13 protein-coding genes are annotated in these 15,285 nt (G+C 59.1%); 8 read left to right on the forward strand and 5 right to left on the reverse strand.

Annotated elements, in window-relative coordinates:
- Nucleotides 1–214 precede the first annotated feature (214 nt).
- The 4 genes from dcd to Q1J43_RS04585 all read left to right on the forward strand — a co-directional run bounded on the left by dcd (nucleotide 215) and on the right by Q1J43_RS04585 (nucleotide 6,158).
- A complete protein-coding gene (gene dcd / locus Q1J43_RS04570) occupies nucleotides 215–781 on the forward strand; it encodes a dCTP deaminase (protein WP_301101202.1) in 567 nt (188 codons plus the stop codon).
- Between the two features lie 162 nt (nucleotides 782–943).
- Nucleotides 944–3,181, forward strand: coding sequence for an arginine/lysine/ornithine decarboxylase (locus Q1J43_RS04575; protein ID WP_301101203.1), 2,238 nt, complete (start codon nucleotides 944–946; stop codon nucleotides 3,179–3,181).
- Nucleotides 3,182–3,399: 218 nt separating this feature from the next.
- Nucleotides 3,400–4,719: a surface lipoprotein assembly modifier gene (locus Q1J43_RS04580; protein WP_301101205.1), complete on the forward strand. Its 1,320-nt coding sequence runs from the start codon at nucleotides 3,400–3,402 to the stop codon at nucleotides 4,717–4,719.
- Nucleotides 4,720–4,736: 17 nt separating this feature from the next.
- On the forward strand, nucleotides 4,737–6,158 hold the full coding sequence (locus Q1J43_RS04585; protein WP_301101206.1) for a FecR family protein: 1,422 nt from the start codon (nucleotides 4,737–4,739) through the stop codon (nucleotides 6,156–6,158).
- Between the two features lie 22 nt (nucleotides 6,159–6,180).
- On the opposite strand, the gene Q1J43_RS04590 is transcribed toward Q1J43_RS04585, so the two are convergent.
- On the reverse strand, nucleotides 6,181–6,681 hold the full coding sequence (locus tag Q1J43_RS04590; RefSeq protein ID WP_301101207.1) for a dihydrofolate reductase: 501 nt from the start codon (nucleotides 6,679–6,681) through the stop codon (nucleotides 6,181–6,183).
- Nucleotides 6,682–6,690: 9 nt separating this feature from the next.
- Nucleotides 6,691–7,512, reverse strand: coding sequence for a thymidylate synthase (locus Q1J43_RS04595; protein ID WP_301101208.1), 822 nt, complete (start codon nucleotides 7,510–7,512; stop codon nucleotides 6,691–6,693).
- 345 nt (nucleotides 7,513–7,857) lie between these two features.
- Between Q1J43_RS04595 and ppa the strand changes: the two genes are divergently transcribed.
- Nucleotides 7,858–8,406 carry an inorganic diphosphatase gene (gene ppa, locus Q1J43_RS04600; RefSeq protein ID WP_301101209.1) on the forward strand — a complete coding sequence of 183 codons (549 nt, stop codon included), beginning with the start codon at nucleotides 7,858–7,860 and terminating at the stop codon, nucleotides 8,404–8,406.
- A gap of 7 nt (nucleotides 8,407–8,413) precedes the next feature.
- On the opposite strand, the gene ispE is transcribed toward ppa, so the two are convergent.
- The 3 genes from ispE to Q1J43_RS04615 are packed head-to-tail and all read right to left on the reverse strand — an operon-like array spanning nucleotide 8,414 to nucleotide 11,621.
- Nucleotides 8,414–9,274, reverse strand: coding sequence for a 4-(cytidine 5'-diphospho)-2-C-methyl-D-erythritol kinase (gene ispE, locus Q1J43_RS04605; RefSeq protein WP_301101210.1), 861 nt, complete (start codon nucleotides 9,272–9,274; stop codon nucleotides 8,414–8,416).
- On the reverse strand, nucleotides 9,271–9,858 hold the full coding sequence (gene lolB, locus Q1J43_RS04610; RefSeq protein WP_301101211.1) for a lipoprotein insertase outer membrane protein LolB: 588 nt from the start codon (nucleotides 9,856–9,858) through the stop codon (nucleotides 9,271–9,273). The genes ispE and lolB overlap by 4 nt, the downstream gene beginning before the upstream one ends.
- 11 nt (nucleotides 9,859–9,869) lie before the next feature.
- Complete coding sequence (locus Q1J43_RS04615; protein WP_301101212.1) at nucleotides 9,870–11,621, reverse strand: tetratricopeptide repeat protein; 1,752 nt, start codon at nucleotides 11,619–11,621, stop codon at nucleotides 9,870–9,872.
- A 67-nt stretch (nucleotides 11,622–11,688) separates the two neighbouring features.
- On the opposite strand from Q1J43_RS04615, the gene mutM reads away from it, so the two are divergent.
- The 3 genes from mutM (at nucleotide 11,689) to gshA (ending at nucleotide 15,203) form a co-directional block, all read left to right on the forward strand.
- Nucleotides 11,689–12,516 (forward strand): bifunctional DNA-formamidopyrimidine glycosylase/DNA-(apurinic or apyrimidinic site) lyase, encoded by an 828-nt coding sequence (gene mutM, locus Q1J43_RS04620; protein ID WP_301101213.1) that lies wholly within the window; start codon nucleotides 11,689–11,691, stop codon nucleotides 12,514–12,516.
- Nucleotides 12,517–12,603: 87 nt separating this feature from the next.
- A complete protein-coding gene (locus Q1J43_RS04625) occupies nucleotides 12,604–13,878 on the forward strand; it encodes a class I SAM-dependent methyltransferase (RefSeq protein WP_301101215.1) in 1,275 nt (424 codons plus the stop codon).
- 41 nt (nucleotides 13,879–13,919) lie between these two features.
- A complete protein-coding gene (gshA, locus tag Q1J43_RS04630) occupies nucleotides 13,920–15,203 on the forward strand; it encodes a glutamate--cysteine ligase (protein ID WP_301101216.1) in 1,284 nt (427 codons plus the stop codon).
- Nucleotides 15,204–15,285: the final 82 nt, after the last annotated feature.

Below are 15,285 nucleotides of genomic sequence, written 5' to 3' on the forward strand. Positions count from 1 at the left end.
AGCTTAGATCTTGTTGTTCTTGTCCATGGCGCTCACCCATATGGTGAATGGGGGAAACCATGCAACACCTTGTTTTCTTTGCGATCTTCGCGTCTTTGCGCCTTTGCGGTGAGGTTTCTAGGTTCAAGATTCCGAGATTCCGAAGTTTTTTAGTTTCAATCCTCCGGAAATCGTAAAATAGCCGGCCTTATTCAACGGTTTCCGGAAATCAGCGATGTCCATCAAATCCGATAAGTGGATCCGCCGCATGGCGGAGCAGCACGGCATGATCGATCCTTTCGAGCCCAACCAGGTACGCGAGATCGACGGCCGGAAAATCGTCTCCTACGGCACGTCGAGCTACGGCTACGATATTCGCTGCTCGAACGAATTCAAGTTGTTCACCAACATCAACTCGACCATCGTTGATCCGAAAAACTTCGACCCGAATTCATTCATCGAGGTCAATAACGATTTCTGCATCATTCCGCCGAATTCGTTTGCCCTGGCGCGCACTGTCGAATACTTCCGCATCCCGCGCAGCGTGCTCACCGTTTGCCTGGGCAAGAGCACTTACGCCCGTTGCGGCATCATCGTCAACGTCACTCCCTTTGAGCCCGAGTGGGAAGGTTTTGTGACCCTCGAGTTTTCCAATACCACGCCCTTGCCAGCCAAGATCTACGCCAATGAAGGAATCGCGCAGGTGCTTTTCTTCGAGTCCGACGAAGAGTGCGAAACCTCGTACAAAGACCGCGGCGGCAAGTACCAGGGCCAGGTCGGTGTGACCTTGCCCAAGATATAACGACAAGCTCTTTCGACGCAGAGTTCGCAGAGACGCAAAGAACGCAGAGAATTTTCCCGTTTGGGTTTCTCCGCGCTCTCTGCGTCTCTGCGAACTCTGTCCCCCAAGGGGATTTCCTTCGGGGCACGTTAAAGGCGGTTTGCAGTATTTTCAGGAGCAGCCATGCATTTTCATTTTCCGATTATTATCATTGACGAGGACTTCCGCTCGGAGAACGCCTCGGGGCTGGGTATTCGCGCGCTGGCCGATGCCATTGAAGTCGAGGGCTTCGAGGTGCTGGGGGTTACCAGCTACGGCGATCTGACCTCGTTTGCCCAGCAGCAGAGCCGCGCTTCGGGCTTTATCCTGTCGATCGACGATGAACAGTTCAAGGCCGACGAAGCAGACAAAACGATTGCCGAACTGCGCGCCTTCGTCAAGGAAATCCGCTGCCGAAACGAGGATATCCCGATCTTCCTGTATGGCGAGACGCGCACCTCACGGCACATTCCGAACGACGTGTTGCGCGAGTTGCACGGTTTCATTCACATGTTCGAGGATACCCCCGAGTTCATTGGTCGTTACGTTGTGCGCGAGGCCAAGACCTACCTGAAGAGCGTACCGCCGCCGTTTTTTCGTGCGCTGACCAACTACGCCTCGGACGGCTCCTATTCCTGGCACTGTCCAGGCCACTCAGGCGGCGTCGCTTTTCTCAAGAGCCCGGTCGGGCAGATGTTCCACCAGTTTTTTGGCGAAAACATGCTGCGCGCCGACGTCTGTAACGCGGTCGAGGAGCTCGGCCAACTGCTTGACCACACCGGGCCGGTGGCTGCTTCGGAGCGTAATGCGGCGCGTATTTTCAACGCGGATCACCTCTATTTCGTAACCAACGGCACTTCGACGTCGAACAAGATTGTCTGGCACTCGACGGTGGCTCCCGGCGACATCGTCGTCGTAGACCGCAACTGTCATAAGTCGGTGCTTCATTCGATCATCATGACCGGCGCCGTGCCGGTCTTCCTGATGCCGACACGCAACCACTACGGCATCATCGGACCGATCCCGAAAGAGGAGTTCCGGTGGGAGAACATCCAGAAAAAAATCGAGGCGCACCCCTTCGCTCGTGAGGTGAACACCAAGCCGCGTGTGCTGACCATTACCCAGAGCACCTACGATGGAATTCTCTATAACGTCGAGGAAATCAAGGAAATGCTCGACGGCCGGATTGATACCCTGCACTTCGATGAAGCCTGGTTGCCGCACGCCGCTTTCCACGACTTCTACGGCGATTATCACGCCATCGGCGCCGACCGGCCACGCTGTAGGGAGTCAATGATTTTTTCGACGCAGTCCACGCACAAGCTGTTGGCCGGCCTGTCGCAGGCATCGCAGATATTGGTGCAGAACTCGGAAAATCGTCATCTCGACCGCGATATTTTCAACGAGGCTTACCTGATGCATACCTCGACGTCACCGCAATACGCGATCATCGCCTCCTGCGATGTGGCGGCGGCGATGATGGAAGCGCCGGCCGGGACGGCGCTGGTTGAGGAGTCAATCGCCGAAGCTCTCGATTTTCGCCGGGCTATGCGCAAGGTCGATGAAGAGTGGGGCGCCGACTGGTGGTTCAAAGTGTGGGGGCCGGATGATCTCTCAGAAGAGGGCATCGAGGAGCGCGAGGCGTGGATGCTCAAACCGGGCGAGCGCTGGCATGGTTTCGGCATGCTGGCCGAAGGCTTCAACATGCTCGATCCGATCAAGGCCACCGTGATCACTCCGGGTCTGGCTGTGGATGGTGACTTTTCCGAGCACGGTATCCCGGCGGCGATTGTGACCAAGTATCTCGCCGAGCATGGCGTCATCGTCGAGAAGTGCGGCCTCTACTCCTTCTTCATCATGTTCACCATCGGCATCACCAAGGGTCGCTGGAACACCATGGTGACCGAACTACAGCAGTTCAAGGACGATTATGACAAGAACCAACCACTGTGGAAGGTGCTGCCCGAGTTCGTCGCCAAATACCCGCGTTATGAGCGTATCGGCCTCAGGGAGTTGTGTCACCTGATTCATGGGGTGTACGCCGCCAACGACGTGGCGCGGCTGACGACCGAGATGTACCTTTCTGACATGATCCCCGCCATGCGCCCTGCCGACGCCTTCGCCAGAATGGCCCACCGCGAGATCGACCGCGTTCCGATTGACGATCTTGAAGGCCGTATCACCAGCATTTTGCTGACACCCTACCCGCCGGGCATTCCACTGCTGATTCCCGGCGAGCGCTTTAATGCTACGATTGTCCGCTATCTCAAGTTCGCACGATTTTTCAACGAACAGTTTCCCGGTTTCGAGACCGATATCCACGGCCTGGTCAAAGAAGTGATCGACAGTAAGCCGGCCTACTACGTGGATTGCGTGCGCTGAGCTGTTGTTTTTTGGAACACGAGGCAAAACAATGGCTTGGGCCGCCGTTTTTTGTTGACCGATTTTTTGTTGTGATTTAACTTCCGGTATGCTTTGTATCTCAATGAATTTGTTTGTAAATATTGATTATATTTACGCCTTTCGCGGCGCTGCCCGGGGTGCATCATTCGTAGTCCCTGGGAAAACCTCGTAGAACCTGGGTGCTTGGAGGGAAAAACGTGGCAAAGAAATCATTTCGCAACACCATGGCCGTGCTTCTGCTTACGCTGCTGTCCCAACTGGCGTTGGCGGATGAGCTGAGCAACAGGGCGAAGACGCTACTCGATCAAGGCAAGGCCGGCGAGGCATTTCAACTGTTAGATCCGGTTGAGGGCGCACGCGCTGGTGACCCGGCTTTTGATCTGCTATTCGGCATCAGCGCTGTCGAAGCGGGGCAGCACACGCGCGGCGTTTTTGCGCTGGAGCGGGTGTTGGCGGTGCAGCCCAACAACGCCCGGGCGCGCGCCGAAATCGCCCGCGCCTATCTGGCGCTCGGTGAAACGACAACGGCCAAGCAGGAATTCGAGACAGTACAAAAGCAGGGAGTGCCGCCCGAAGTCTCGGCAACCATCGACCGTTTTCTCGATGCGGTTGATCGTCTGGATAGCGTGTCCCGCGCCACGGTGCGCGGTTTTGTCGAAGGCGCGTCTGGTTACGACTCCAACGTCAACGTTGGTTCGAACAAGAGCTCGGTGGCTATCCCCGGTTTTGGCGGCCTACCCTTCACACTGACCGATGACAGCAAGGCCAATGCCGCCTGGTTTGCAACACTGGGCGGCGGACTGACTGTGCGTTCGCCGATCACCAGCGAACTGGCCCTGGTTGGCGGCCTGTCGGGCGCTTTGCGCAATAATTTCGGGGTCAGCCAGTTTGATACCGTGACGGCTGATGCCTACGCTGGCGTGGTGCTGACACGGGACAAAAACATTTTTTCGCTCAATGCACAGTTCAACCAGTATGACCTGGCCAGCGACCGTTATCGCACAGCGGCGGGCCTGTCCGGGCAGTGGCAATACAACTGGGATGCGCGCAATCAGTCGAGCGCCTTCGTCCAGTATTCCGATCTGCGTTATCCGATGCAAGCCGTTCAAAATGCCGATCGCTGGCTGGCTGGTGGTGCTTTTGCACACGCCTACCGCGAAGGCGAAGTGACTTTTGCTAGCGGCTACTGGGTTGGTCAGCGCCCGCAGGACGGTGGTAGCCCCTGGTTAGGATTTGATGGTCTTGGCATACGTGCCGGTGGGCAAATGAATTTCGACGCAAAAACGGTTCTTTTTGCCGGTGGGTCGGTTGAATATCGACGCTATGCTGCTGAGGACCCCTCATTCCTGAAGACACGCAAGGACACCCAGTATGATCTTGCACTGGGCGCCAATTACACACCGGCCAGAAACTGGAAGGTGACTCCCAGGATCAGTTACACCCTTAATGAATCGAACGTCGAACTGAACAAATATAACCGCGAGACCGTCTCGGTGACTGTACGCCGCGACTTTTGACAGCGAGGGATTTTGCCATGTCAGCACAACTGTTTTCCCGTTTGCGCACCCCGGCCCTGTTGATCGCCCTGGCGGCAACTTTTCCGGTGCTTTCCTACGCTGCCGGCGCAGCCAACGTCGATTTTGCCGCTGGCAGCGTGACTGCGGTCAGTGCCGCTGGCGTGCAGCGGCCACTGAGCAAGGGAGCGGAGATTGGCAACGGTGACACCATCCGTACTGGCGAGAGCGGCCGCGCCCAGGTGCGCTTCTCGGACGGCGCGATGGTCTCGCTGCAGCCGCAGACCGATTTCCGTGTCGATAACTACCAGTATTCCGGAACGGCTGACGGGCAGGAAAAGGGTTTTTTCAGCCTGCTCAAGGGGGGCTTACGTACCATCACCGGCCTGGTCGGGCGTACTAATCGCGATAATTACAAGGTCACGACCGGGGTGGCCACCATCGGCATTCGCGGCACGGAATATAGCGCTGGTTTAAGCCCCTCGGGCGACAATCTGACAGTAGCGACCGGGGAAGGTCTGGTCGAGGTCTGTAATGGCGCAGGGTGTGTAGTGCTTGCCAGTGGCGAGTCAGGAACCGTGTCTGGACTCGGGACGCTGCCCCGGCGCACCCAGTCGCATCCGCAACTGCCACCCGCTCAGCCCGACGATAGCCTGCTGCCGGCCTATTCGGCCGTTGATACACGAACTCCGGATGGCAGTTTGAATATGCTTGCGTTGACTGGCTCTGAGCCAACCACGACGCTCCCGCCACTTACGGGAACGCAGACCTACTCGACGGTTTACGGGAACGTGGGTGGTTTCGGTCCTGCGTCCGAAAGAGGCGTCGGAATTGGAACGCTTGATTTAAGCGGCGCGCTGACTGCCTTTGAAGCCGACGATGGACCTGCCGATCCCAATATTTCTGGAGGTAATTCGGTACAGAAGCTGGATAACGACGGCATTGTGGCCTGGGGACGCTGGGTCAATAACGGCAGCGGATTTGGTGGATCTCTAGGTGGTACCTTAGATGGGCCAGGCTACCTGCATTACGTGACAGGAGTTCCGACCGCAGACAGCCAGGTGGCCCTGGGCCCCCTGTCGGGAACCTACACCCTGCTCGGTGGCGGAGTGGCCGGCAGCCTTGATGGTCTCGGCAGCGTGACAAGCGCCTCGATGACCGTCAACTTCACGACGGCGACGGTGACTGCACTTGACGTTGGCATGACTTTGACGACCGGTAACTACAATGTTGCGGCTAGCGGTCTGAGCATTACGGGATTCGGTAATGCCGTTGTTTTCTCTGGAACCGGCTCTGTTTCGGGCTCAGGATGCGCTGCAGAGTGTTCGGACGCGCACATCAAAGGCGCGTTCTTCGGCGCCGGCGCCCCGCGTGCCGGCGTCGCATTCAAATTTAACGATAGCTCGCAGTATATTGCCGGCGCCGTTGCTTTGAAAAAATGATGCTCAGGTTCTATGCGTGCGTTTACGCAACCGATTGCTTTCGGCGCTGATACACCACAAAGGAAAATGCGGGTCCGGACGTTCCTTGGCTTGGCTGGCGCGAGATTTCTTCCCAGTCCTGCCGACAAATCTCCGGGAAAAAAACATCGCCATCGGCGCATTCCTCGATCTCGGTCAGATAGAGGCGGCGGCTTAAAGGCAGGGCCTGTCGATAGAGTTCGGCGCCGCCGATGACGAATACCTCATTGCTCTCCCCAGCCTCTTGTATAGCGGTTTCGAGCGTGCTGACGAGGGTGGCGCCGGGTGCCTGATACGCCGGGTTGCGACTGACCACGATATTATGCCGTCCGGGGAGCGGGCGGAAGGAATCGGGCAGCGACTCCCAGGTCTTGCGCCCCATGATCACCGGCTTGCCGCGCGTTGTTTCGCGAAAGTGCCGCATGTCTTCCGGCAGGTGCCAGAGCAGTTGTTGAGCCTTGCCGATGGCGCGGTTGCTGGCCAGGGCAGCGATCAATGAAATCATGGCTGGCGCTTATACGGCAACCGGCGCGGCGATGTGCGGGTGCGGGTCGTAGCCTTCAAGCGTGAAGTCTTCGAAGCGAAAAGCGAAGAGGTCACTGACCTGGGGATTCAGGCGCATGGTCGGCAACGGGTGGGGGGTGCGGCTCAGTTGCAGTTGCACCTGGTCGAAATGATTGCTGTAAAGATGCGCGTCGCCCAGGCTATGCACGAAATCCCCCGGCTGATAGCCGCAAACCTGCGCCAGCATCAGGGTGAGCAGGGCATAGGAGGCAATATTGAAAGGGACGCCGAGAAAAATATCGGCACTGCGCTGGTAGAGTTGGCAGGAGAGCTTCGGTCGCTGGTCGATGTCCTCCGACCTGGCCGGGGCAACATAGAGCTGGAAAAGTGCATGACAGGGGGGAAGCGCCATGCGTTCGACATCGCCTGGGTTCCAGGCGCTGACCAGGTGACGGCGCGAATCCGGATTATTTTTCAGGCCGTCGACGAGCTGGGCAATCTGGTCGATCTCGCGCCCGTCCGCCGTTTTCCAGTGGCGCCATTGGTGCCCGTAGACTGGGCCGAGGTCGCCGTTTTCGTCAGCCCACTCGTCCCAGATACGGACGCCGTTCTCCCTAAGATAGCGGATGTTGGTGTCGCCCTGCAGAAACCACAGCAATTCGTGGATGATCGAGCGCAGATGCAGTTTCTTGGTAGTCAACATCGGAAAGCCGGCGCCAAGGTCAAAGCGCATCTGCCAGCCGAACACCGAGCGGGTGCCGGTGCCGGTGCGGTCCGTCTTGGAAATGCCATGTTCGAGGACATAGCGCATCAAATCAAGGTAGGGCTTCATGCGTTTTCTGGGATGATTTTAATCCCCGGAATTGTAATGGATAGCTTGCTTGTCCCGACTGCTATTTAAAAACCCGGCGGGCTGTAGCTCAGGAACGGCTACGAAATAACTTCCCGGATTGATACGGAGTTAGCCTTCCGGAAATAATCCACGCCGTCCGTCTCTTGCTGTTTTTCGGCGTCGGGTCGACGGCAAGACGGTGCGCGGGTTCCGCTTTTCTCCTGTTGTGGCTTCGATCTTGGCATAGAGGCGTGAATTGCCCATCGGCTGACGTTTGGCATACGCTGGCGTTGATACAATGGCAGCCTCGTTCCCATTCTTAACCCTTCTTTCAAGAAAGATCGCATGGCTCTGAATAACGTTCCCTCCGGCATTTCTCTCCCCAACGACTTCAATGTCATCATCGAGATTCCGATGCACGCCGACCCCGTGAAGTACGAGGTCGACAAGGTCAGCGGCGCGATTTTCGTCGATCGATTCATGTCGACGGCCATGCATTACCCCTGTAATTACGGCTACATCCCGCACACCATCTCCGATGACGGCGACCCGGTGGATGTTCTGGTGCTGGCGCAGTTCCCGCTGCCGCCGGGGGTGGTCGTCCGCTGCCGCCCGATCGGCATGCTGGAAATGGAAGATGAAGCCGGTGGCGATGCCAAACTGCTCGCCGTCCCGGTCGACAAGCTGACGACGATGTATCGCCATGTCGTCAGCACGCGCGACCTGCAGCCCATGATCCTCGATCAGATCTCACACTTCTTCGCGCACTACAAGGATCTGGAACCTGGCAAGTTCGTCAAGCTCAAGGGCTGGCTTGGCGTCGAAGAGGCGAAGCAGGAGATCATGACCAGCGTCAAGCGTTTCAACGACGCCAAGGAAAAACCGGCGTACTGACCCGCATTTACTTCGCCAACCCGTACAGCGGATGGCGATCAAGGCCGGCGGCGACCCAGCCGCGCATGCCGGTGGGGAGTTCACGGATGACGGCTGCGGCCGTCTCCTGGCGTGGGAACTCGGCAAAGACGCAGGCGCCAGAACCGGTCATACGCGCTTTCCCATGAGCGCCAAGCCAGCGAAGGTGTTCGGCGATAGCGGGGAAGCGTGCAACGGCCACGGCTTGCAGATCGTTGCCGCCCATGCCTGGCATCCACTCGGCCGCCAGGATGGCCGCCGTATCGCGCGGCAGTTCGGGCGCGCTGAAAATTTCTGCCGTCGGTACGGCAACCGGTGGTTCCAGTACCACATACCAGGCCAACGGCAGTTCAAGCGGGTGCAATGCTTCGCCCACTCCCTCGGCAAAGGCGTTGCGTCCGCCGATGAAGACCGGCACATCGGCGCCCAGGGTCAGGCCGATTTCCTGCAAGCGCTGGCGCGGCAGGCCAAGCTGCCACAGATGGTTGAGCGCGAGCAGCACGGTGGCCGCATCCGAGCTGCCGCCGCCCAATCCGCCGCCCATCGGCAAGCGCTTTTCGACGTTGATTTCAACACCCCTACGACAGCCGGTTTTGGCCTGCAACAGACGCGCCGCACGCACCGTCAGGTCGCTTTCCGGCGGCACGCCGGGCAGCGGCGTGGTCAGGATCACTACGTCATCCGAGCGCGGCAAAAAGCGCACGCGGTCGCCGTGATCGACCAGGCGAAACAGGGTTTGCAGCAGATGGTAACCATCAGCGCGCCGCCCGATAACATGTAGAAAAAGGTTGAGCTTGGCCGGCGCCGGATACACGCTTTGCCAATCCCACTGCGCTGCACTGAAGCTCATGGCAGGCTGCTCCACTCGTCAATGCGCAGACGCAGTGTCAGCCCGTCGGCGCGTTCGGCAAACAGGCGGCTGGGCAGGGCCTGCGCCTCGCTGCTGTCGTACTCATAGTCGATGCGCCAGTCTTCATGACGCAAGCGCAGCGGGCGGCCCTGCCCATCCAGCTCAGCCAGTCCGGCGGCGCCGCGTCCGCGCACCCAGTCGGTCAGTTGCGCCAGCGGCAGCGGGTAACCGAGCACCTGGCGAGTCAGCATTTCGCTATTGGACGCCACGTACACCTTGCCGTCACTCGTCGTCAGTCGCGCGCCGCTGTCGCTGGTGGTGATTTGCGCCATGCCCTGGCCAAACGGCGAGGCCAACAAGAGTTCATTGTTCGCTCCATCGTGCCGCCAGCTCAAGCGCCCGGAGTAGTTCTTGTCGTCATGGTGCAGGGAAAACCGTCCCTCCAGGGCGAACGCCGCCAAGCTATCGCGCTGCGCTGGCGTGGCAGTGGGGGGCGCAGCAAGTGTGCTGCAGCCGCCAAGCCAGAGCAGGGTGGCGAAGAGCGCTCCAGCGCCGCGCCAGTGACGCATGATGAAGGGATTCAAGAACGCCTGCTTCAGGGCGCGAACTTCCTGACCGCATCAATCAGGGCCTCGTTGCCGGGGTATTTGTGCATCGCCTCGTGCAGGATGTGCCGCGCATCGTCCGTGCGCCCGAGTGCCGACAGCACCTCACCCAGATGCGCCGCAATTTCCGGGTCGTCGCGCTGGGCATAGGCCCGTTCGAGCTGGCTTAAGGCGGCAAGCGGATCGCCCTGGCGGTAAAGCACCCAGCCCAGGCTGTCAAGAATGAAGGTGTCCTCCGGCGCCAGCTTGAGCGCCTTTTCAATCAACTCACGCGCTTCCGGCAGGCGAAGATTGCGCTCTGCATAGGAATAGCCCAGCGCGTTGTAGGCCTGGGCACTGTCCGGGCGCAATTCGATCAGCTTGCGCAGGCGGCTTTCCAGAATGTCCATGCGTCCGAGTTTTTCAGCGAGCAGCGCGCTTTCATAGAGGAGGTCGGGCTGCTCGGGCTGGCCGCCGAGCGTCTGTTCGAGCAGGTCAAAGGCGGCCTGCGTCTGCTTGGCTTCGCGCAGCAATGCCGCTTCGGCGATCACCAACTGGACCCGCTCCTCCGGCGTTCTGGCCTTGGCTTCCCGGAGTTGGCTACGCGCCGCATCAAGCTTGCCCTGATCGGCCAGCAGGTGAGCGCGGCGGAATTGCGCCGGGAGATAGTGCTCGCCGGCGCCAACCCGCGCGTAATGGGCAATGGCCTCCTCGCTGCGTTTATCCCCTTCGGCAATCTGACCGAGGTAATAATAGGCCAGACTCTTGTCCGGAATATTGAGCGTCAGCAAATGCTGCAACTGCGCTTGGGCGAAGTCCCTGTCGTTCTGCTGCAAGGCCAGCAGGGCCGCCGGATAGACGACTTCCGGGCTATCCGGATAATCCCGTAACAACTGATCGAAATGGTGCTTGGCCTCGGCATAACGCTTTTCACCAAGCAGCGCACGGGCCAGAGTCAATTGCACGTCACGCGCTTTCGGGTAACGCTCGAGGAAGCCCTGCATGAAGCTGAGCGCTTGGTCAGCAGATTCGCGTGATAACAACTGTATCTGAAGCAGGGCTGCCATTTCCCAATCCGAGCGCAACTCGAGCGCGCGCCGGATCTCGGCCAGCGCACGTTCGTGCAGGCCGGCCGAACTGGCCGCCATGGCTAGCGAATAATGCGCTTCGGCAACGCCGAAGAAAGGCCGGCAGACTTGATCGATCAGGTGGAAAACGGCTTGACGATCGGTGTTGCGGGCAAACATGCGATTGAGCCCAAGGAGGTTCTCGCCAAGCGACGCCTTATCGACTTCAAGCATACGCACCAGATTTGGCGCGAGTTCGTCCAGTTGATTGGACAGGATCATGGCACTGACCACCAACTGCTGCGCGCGCTTTGATTCAGGCTCAAGCTCGACCCACAGGCGCGCAGCTTCAAGCGCCAGATCAAAACGGTGCGCATACCCGGCCACTTCGACCGTTCGCTCAAGCACCTTCGAATCACGGGTGCGCAAGGCGAGATCAGCGTAGGCCTTGCTGGCCAGAACTGCATCGCCGCGTTGCAGGGCGATTTCGGCAAGCAACACCTGATACACCAGTTGCCCGGGCTGATCCGCGTATTGCACGTCGCCAGGCCGGGGTTCGGCAGGCTCCAGGCGCTTGGCCTCGCGCACGACCGGCGCTGGTTTTTTGGCCAGAACCGTGCCGTCAGCGGCCAGGGCCGGTGGAGCGAAGACTAGGGTCAGCGCGGTAAAACAAAGGGGGAATCGAATGAATTTCATGTGTTCCTTGCATTGCTCGATCAGATAATGGTTTAGTACATGTTATGGACTTTTACCGGTAGCAGCAATGCCAGAACTCCCTGAAGTTGAAGTCAGCCGCCAAGGATTAATGCCCTTTTTAGTCGGGCAGCGCATCGTCAAGGCCATTTTTCGCACGCCAAAACTGCGCCACGAACTGCCGGCCAGCCTTGTTTCACGGCTGGCCGGCCTGCGTATCGACGCGATTTCCCGGCGCGGCAAGTATCTCCTTTTCGACTGTGAAAGCACGCAGGGCGGCGGTTGGCTGATTCTGCACCTTGGCATGTCCGGCAGTGTCCGCCTGGTCAAGCCGGACATGCCGCTACAAAAGCACGACCACGTTGACCTGGTCTTTGCCCATACGACCTTGCGTTTTCGCGACCCGCGACGCTTCGGCACACTGCTTTGGCACGAAGGCGAGGGGGTTGGGCAGCACCCGTTGCTGGCTGTGCTCGGCATCGAACCGCTCTCCCCTGCTTTCGACGGCGACTGGCTCTTCGCACAGACGCGCCGGCGCAGTGCGCCGATCAAACCCCTGTTAATGGACAGCCATCTGGTCGTCGGCATCGGCAATATCTACGCCGCGGAAAGCCTTTTCCGTGCCGGCATTTCACCTCTGCGCGCGGCCAATCGCATCAGCCGCGAACGCTACCGGATTCTCGTTCCGGCCATCCGCACCACGCTTGAAAACTCGATCGCAGCCGGCGGCAGCAGCGTTCGCGACTATGTACACAGCGACGGCGGAGCGGGCTGCTTCCAGCTTTCCTGCGCCGTCTATGATCGCCTCGGGCAACCCTGCCCGACCTGTGCGCAGCCGGTGTGTTCGCTACGCCAGGCGGGTCGGTCAACCTTCTACTGCCCGCGCTGTCAACGGTAACAGCTCATTCTGCCCACGCTTTCTTGTCTTGGTATCGCTGCGTTCCAGCGTATACTCGAGGCTTCTTGAAGCTCGCCCGCCCTCAACATGTTTGCAACCATTGCCACCTCTCCTGCCGACGCCTGTGACGTCGCCACACTCGGCCAGGTCTTCACGCCACCGGCCATCGTCGACTGTATGCACGCGCTGGTGCGCAATAGTGGTCGAGTACTCGAACCGGCCTGCGGCGATGGCGCCTTTCTCAGGCACTTCCCCGATGCGCTGGGGATCGAGATCGACCCCCGTCATGCCCCGCCAGGAGCCGAGGTCATGAACTTCTTCGAACTGGCGAAGGATGAATTTTTTGCCACGATCATCGGCAACCCACCTTACGTTCGCTATCAGGAAATCTCACCCGGTACGCGGCGACTGGCTGGCGACAGCGTGCTCGACAAGCGCGCCAACCTGTATCTGTTCTTCATCGAGAAATGTATTCGTCATCTTGAGCCCGGTGGCGAGTTGATCTTCATTACCCCGCGCGACCTGCTCAAAGCCACGTCGGCCGTACCGCTTAACCGCCTTTTGTTTGCCGAGGGAACGATCACCGATTTCATCGATCTGGGCGACTCGCGCCTGTTTGACGGCGCCACGCCCAATTGTGCGATCTGGCGCTTTGAGCGGGGCAATCACGCGCGACGCACACGCTATGCCACGCTGGGTCTGGCTGACGGCGCTGCCGGCCTGGAGCGCTTGCAGTGGCAAGACCGGCGTTTCGTCGAAAGCGGCGGCCACCTGTTGTTCACGCGGCACGACTATTCGCTGCATCTGTCCGACATTGCCTTTGTCAAGGTCGGTGCGGTATCGGGGCTTGATGATATTTATACCAGCGACATATTTGGCAATCGCGATTTTGTCTGTTCTTCAACGGTGGCGGATAGCAAGACCAGGCGCATGATCTGGTGCGAACCCGGTGAGCCACCGCCCGAGCCGCTACTGCCGCATAAGGCACGCCTGCTGGCGCGCCGCATCCGCACCTTTGACGAATCCAACTGGTGGCAGTGGGGACGGGGCTACTACCAGTCGCCACGGCCCCGCATTTACGTCAATAACAAGACGCGCCGGGCGCAACCCTTTTTCGTCAATGACTGCCCCAATTACGACGGCTCCGTGCTTGCCATCTTTCCAGCCGACCCGACGGTTGACGTGCAGGTGCTTGCCGCAGCGCTCAATGATGTTGACTGGGCTGACCTTGGCTTTGTCTGCGATGGCCGCTTTCTCTTTACCCAGCGCAGCCTGGAGCAATCGCCCCTACCCAAGTCTTTTCATACGTTCATGCCGGACGCCGGTTCGGCATGGTGGAGCAAACTCAAGAAGCTGTTCTGAAACTGACAATTCGTGCTTGCGGGCACAATTGGAGATAGATCATGGTTCCTCATCTGACGACCGCACTTAGCGGCCCCCTGCTGGCTTTGGAAGCAAAATTCCTTGACGCCACGCCAGACATTGAACGCTGGCTGCGTGGTCAGTGGCAGGAGCACACCCCGCCGTTCTATGGCTCGGTTGACCTGCGCAATTCGGGCTTCAAACTGGCGCCGGTCGACATGAATCTCTTTCCCGGCGGTTTCAACAATCTCAATTCCGCTTTTTTGCCGCTTTGCGTCCAGGCGGCGATGACGGCGATCGAGAAGATCTGCCCGAGCGCCAAAAGCCTATTGCTGATTCCCGAGAACCACACGCGCAATCTTTTCTACCTGCAGAATGTCGCCCAGCTCGTTGTCATTCTGCGCCTGACTGGTCTGGACGTGCGCCTCGGCTCGCTGCTACCCGAAATCGTCAAACCGACGCCGGTCGCGTTGCCCAACGGGACGACCTTATTGCTCGAACCACTGGTCAGAAGCAAATACCGGCTCGGCCTTGAGGGCTTTGATCCCTGCGCGATCCTGCTCAACAACGACCTGTCGGCCGGCATCCCGGAAATTCTGCAGAATCTCAACGAGCAGTTCGTGCTGCCGCCACTGCACGCTGGCTGGGCGATGCGTCGCAAATCCAACCACTTTGCCGCCTACGACGAAGTGGCCGGTGAATTCGCCAAACTGCTGGCTATTGACCCGTGGCAGATCAACCCCTACTTCTCGGTATGCGACAGCGTCAACTTTCACGAGCGGCAGGGCGAGGATTGCCTGGCATCGAACGTCGATGCCGTGCTAGGCATGATCCGCGAGAAGTACAAGGAATACAACATCAGCGAAACGCCATATGTCGTTGTCAAGGCCGATGCCGGAACCTACGGCATGGGCGTAATGACGGTCAAGGACGCTTCTGAAGTGACCGGTCTGAACCGCAAGCAGCGCAACAAGATGTCGGTCATCAAGGAAGGCATGAACGTCTCGCAGGTAATCATCCAGGAGGGAGTGCACACCAACGAGCGGGTCAGCGATGGCGTCGCGGAACCCGTGGTCTACATGATTGACCGCTTTGTCGTTGGCGGCTTTTACCGCGTGCATTCCGGCCGCGCCAAGGACGAGAATCTCAATGCTCCAGGCATGCACTTCGAGCCGCTGGCCTTTGAGACCAGTTGCTCACTCCCCGACCATTGCCAGAACCCGGACGCCCCGCCGAACCGCTTTTACGCCTATGGCGTGGTCGCCCGCCTGGCCCAACTCGCCGCCGCGCTGGAACTCGAACGCACAGCGCCGGAGGAAGCTTAGGTATGTTGGATGATTGATGTAAAAAGATTCACCACCAAAACACCAAGGGGGCACCAAGAAAAGCCTCGCAAATCTTCTGATT

The organism is Propionivibrio sp., assembly GCF_029255185.1.
Classification (GTDB): domain Bacteria; phylum Pseudomonadota; class Gammaproteobacteria; order Burkholderiales; family Rhodocyclaceae; genus Propionivibrio.

Bases quoted from the DNA above. Each gene is read 5' to 3' on its own strand.
- dcd (WP_301101202.1), top strand. From the start codon at position 215: ATGTCCATCAAATCCGATAAGTGGATCCGCCGCATGGCGGAGCAGCAC.
- Q1J43_RS04575 (WP_301101203.1), top strand. From the start codon at position 944: ATGCATTTTCATTTTCCGATTATTATCATTGACGAGGACTTCCGCTCG.
- Q1J43_RS04585 (WP_301101206.1), top strand. From the start codon at position 4,737: ATGTCAGCACAACTGTTTTCCCGTTTGCGCACCCCGGCCCTGTTGATC.
- Q1J43_RS04590 (WP_301101207.1), bottom strand. From the start codon at position 6,681: ATGATTTCATTGATCGCTGCCCTGGCCAGCAACCGCGCCATCGGCAAG.
- Q1J43_RS04595 (WP_301101208.1), bottom strand. From the start codon at position 7,512: ATGAAGCCCTACCTTGATTTGATGCGCTATGTCCTCGAACATGGCATT.
- ppa (WP_301101209.1), top strand. From the start codon at position 7,858: ATGGCTCTGAATAACGTTCCCTCCGGCATTTCTCTCCCCAACGACTTC.
- ispE (WP_301101210.1), bottom strand. From the start codon at position 9,274: ATGAGCTTCAGTGCAGCGCAGTGGGATTGGCAAAGCGTGTATCCGGCG.
- Q1J43_RS04615 (WP_301101212.1), bottom strand. From the start codon at position 11,621: ATGAAATTCATTCGATTCCCCCTTTGTTTTACCGCGCTGACCCTAGTC.
- mutM (WP_301101213.1), top strand. From the start codon at position 11,689: ATGCCAGAACTCCCTGAAGTTGAAGTCAGCCGCCAAGGATTAATGCCC.
- Q1J43_RS04625 (WP_301101215.1), top strand. From the start codon at position 12,604: ATGTTTGCAACCATTGCCACCTCTCCTGCCGACGCCTGTGACGTCGCC.
- gshA (WP_301101216.1), top strand. From the start codon at position 13,920: ATGGTTCCTCATCTGACGACCGCACTTAGCGGCCCCCTGCTGGCTTTG.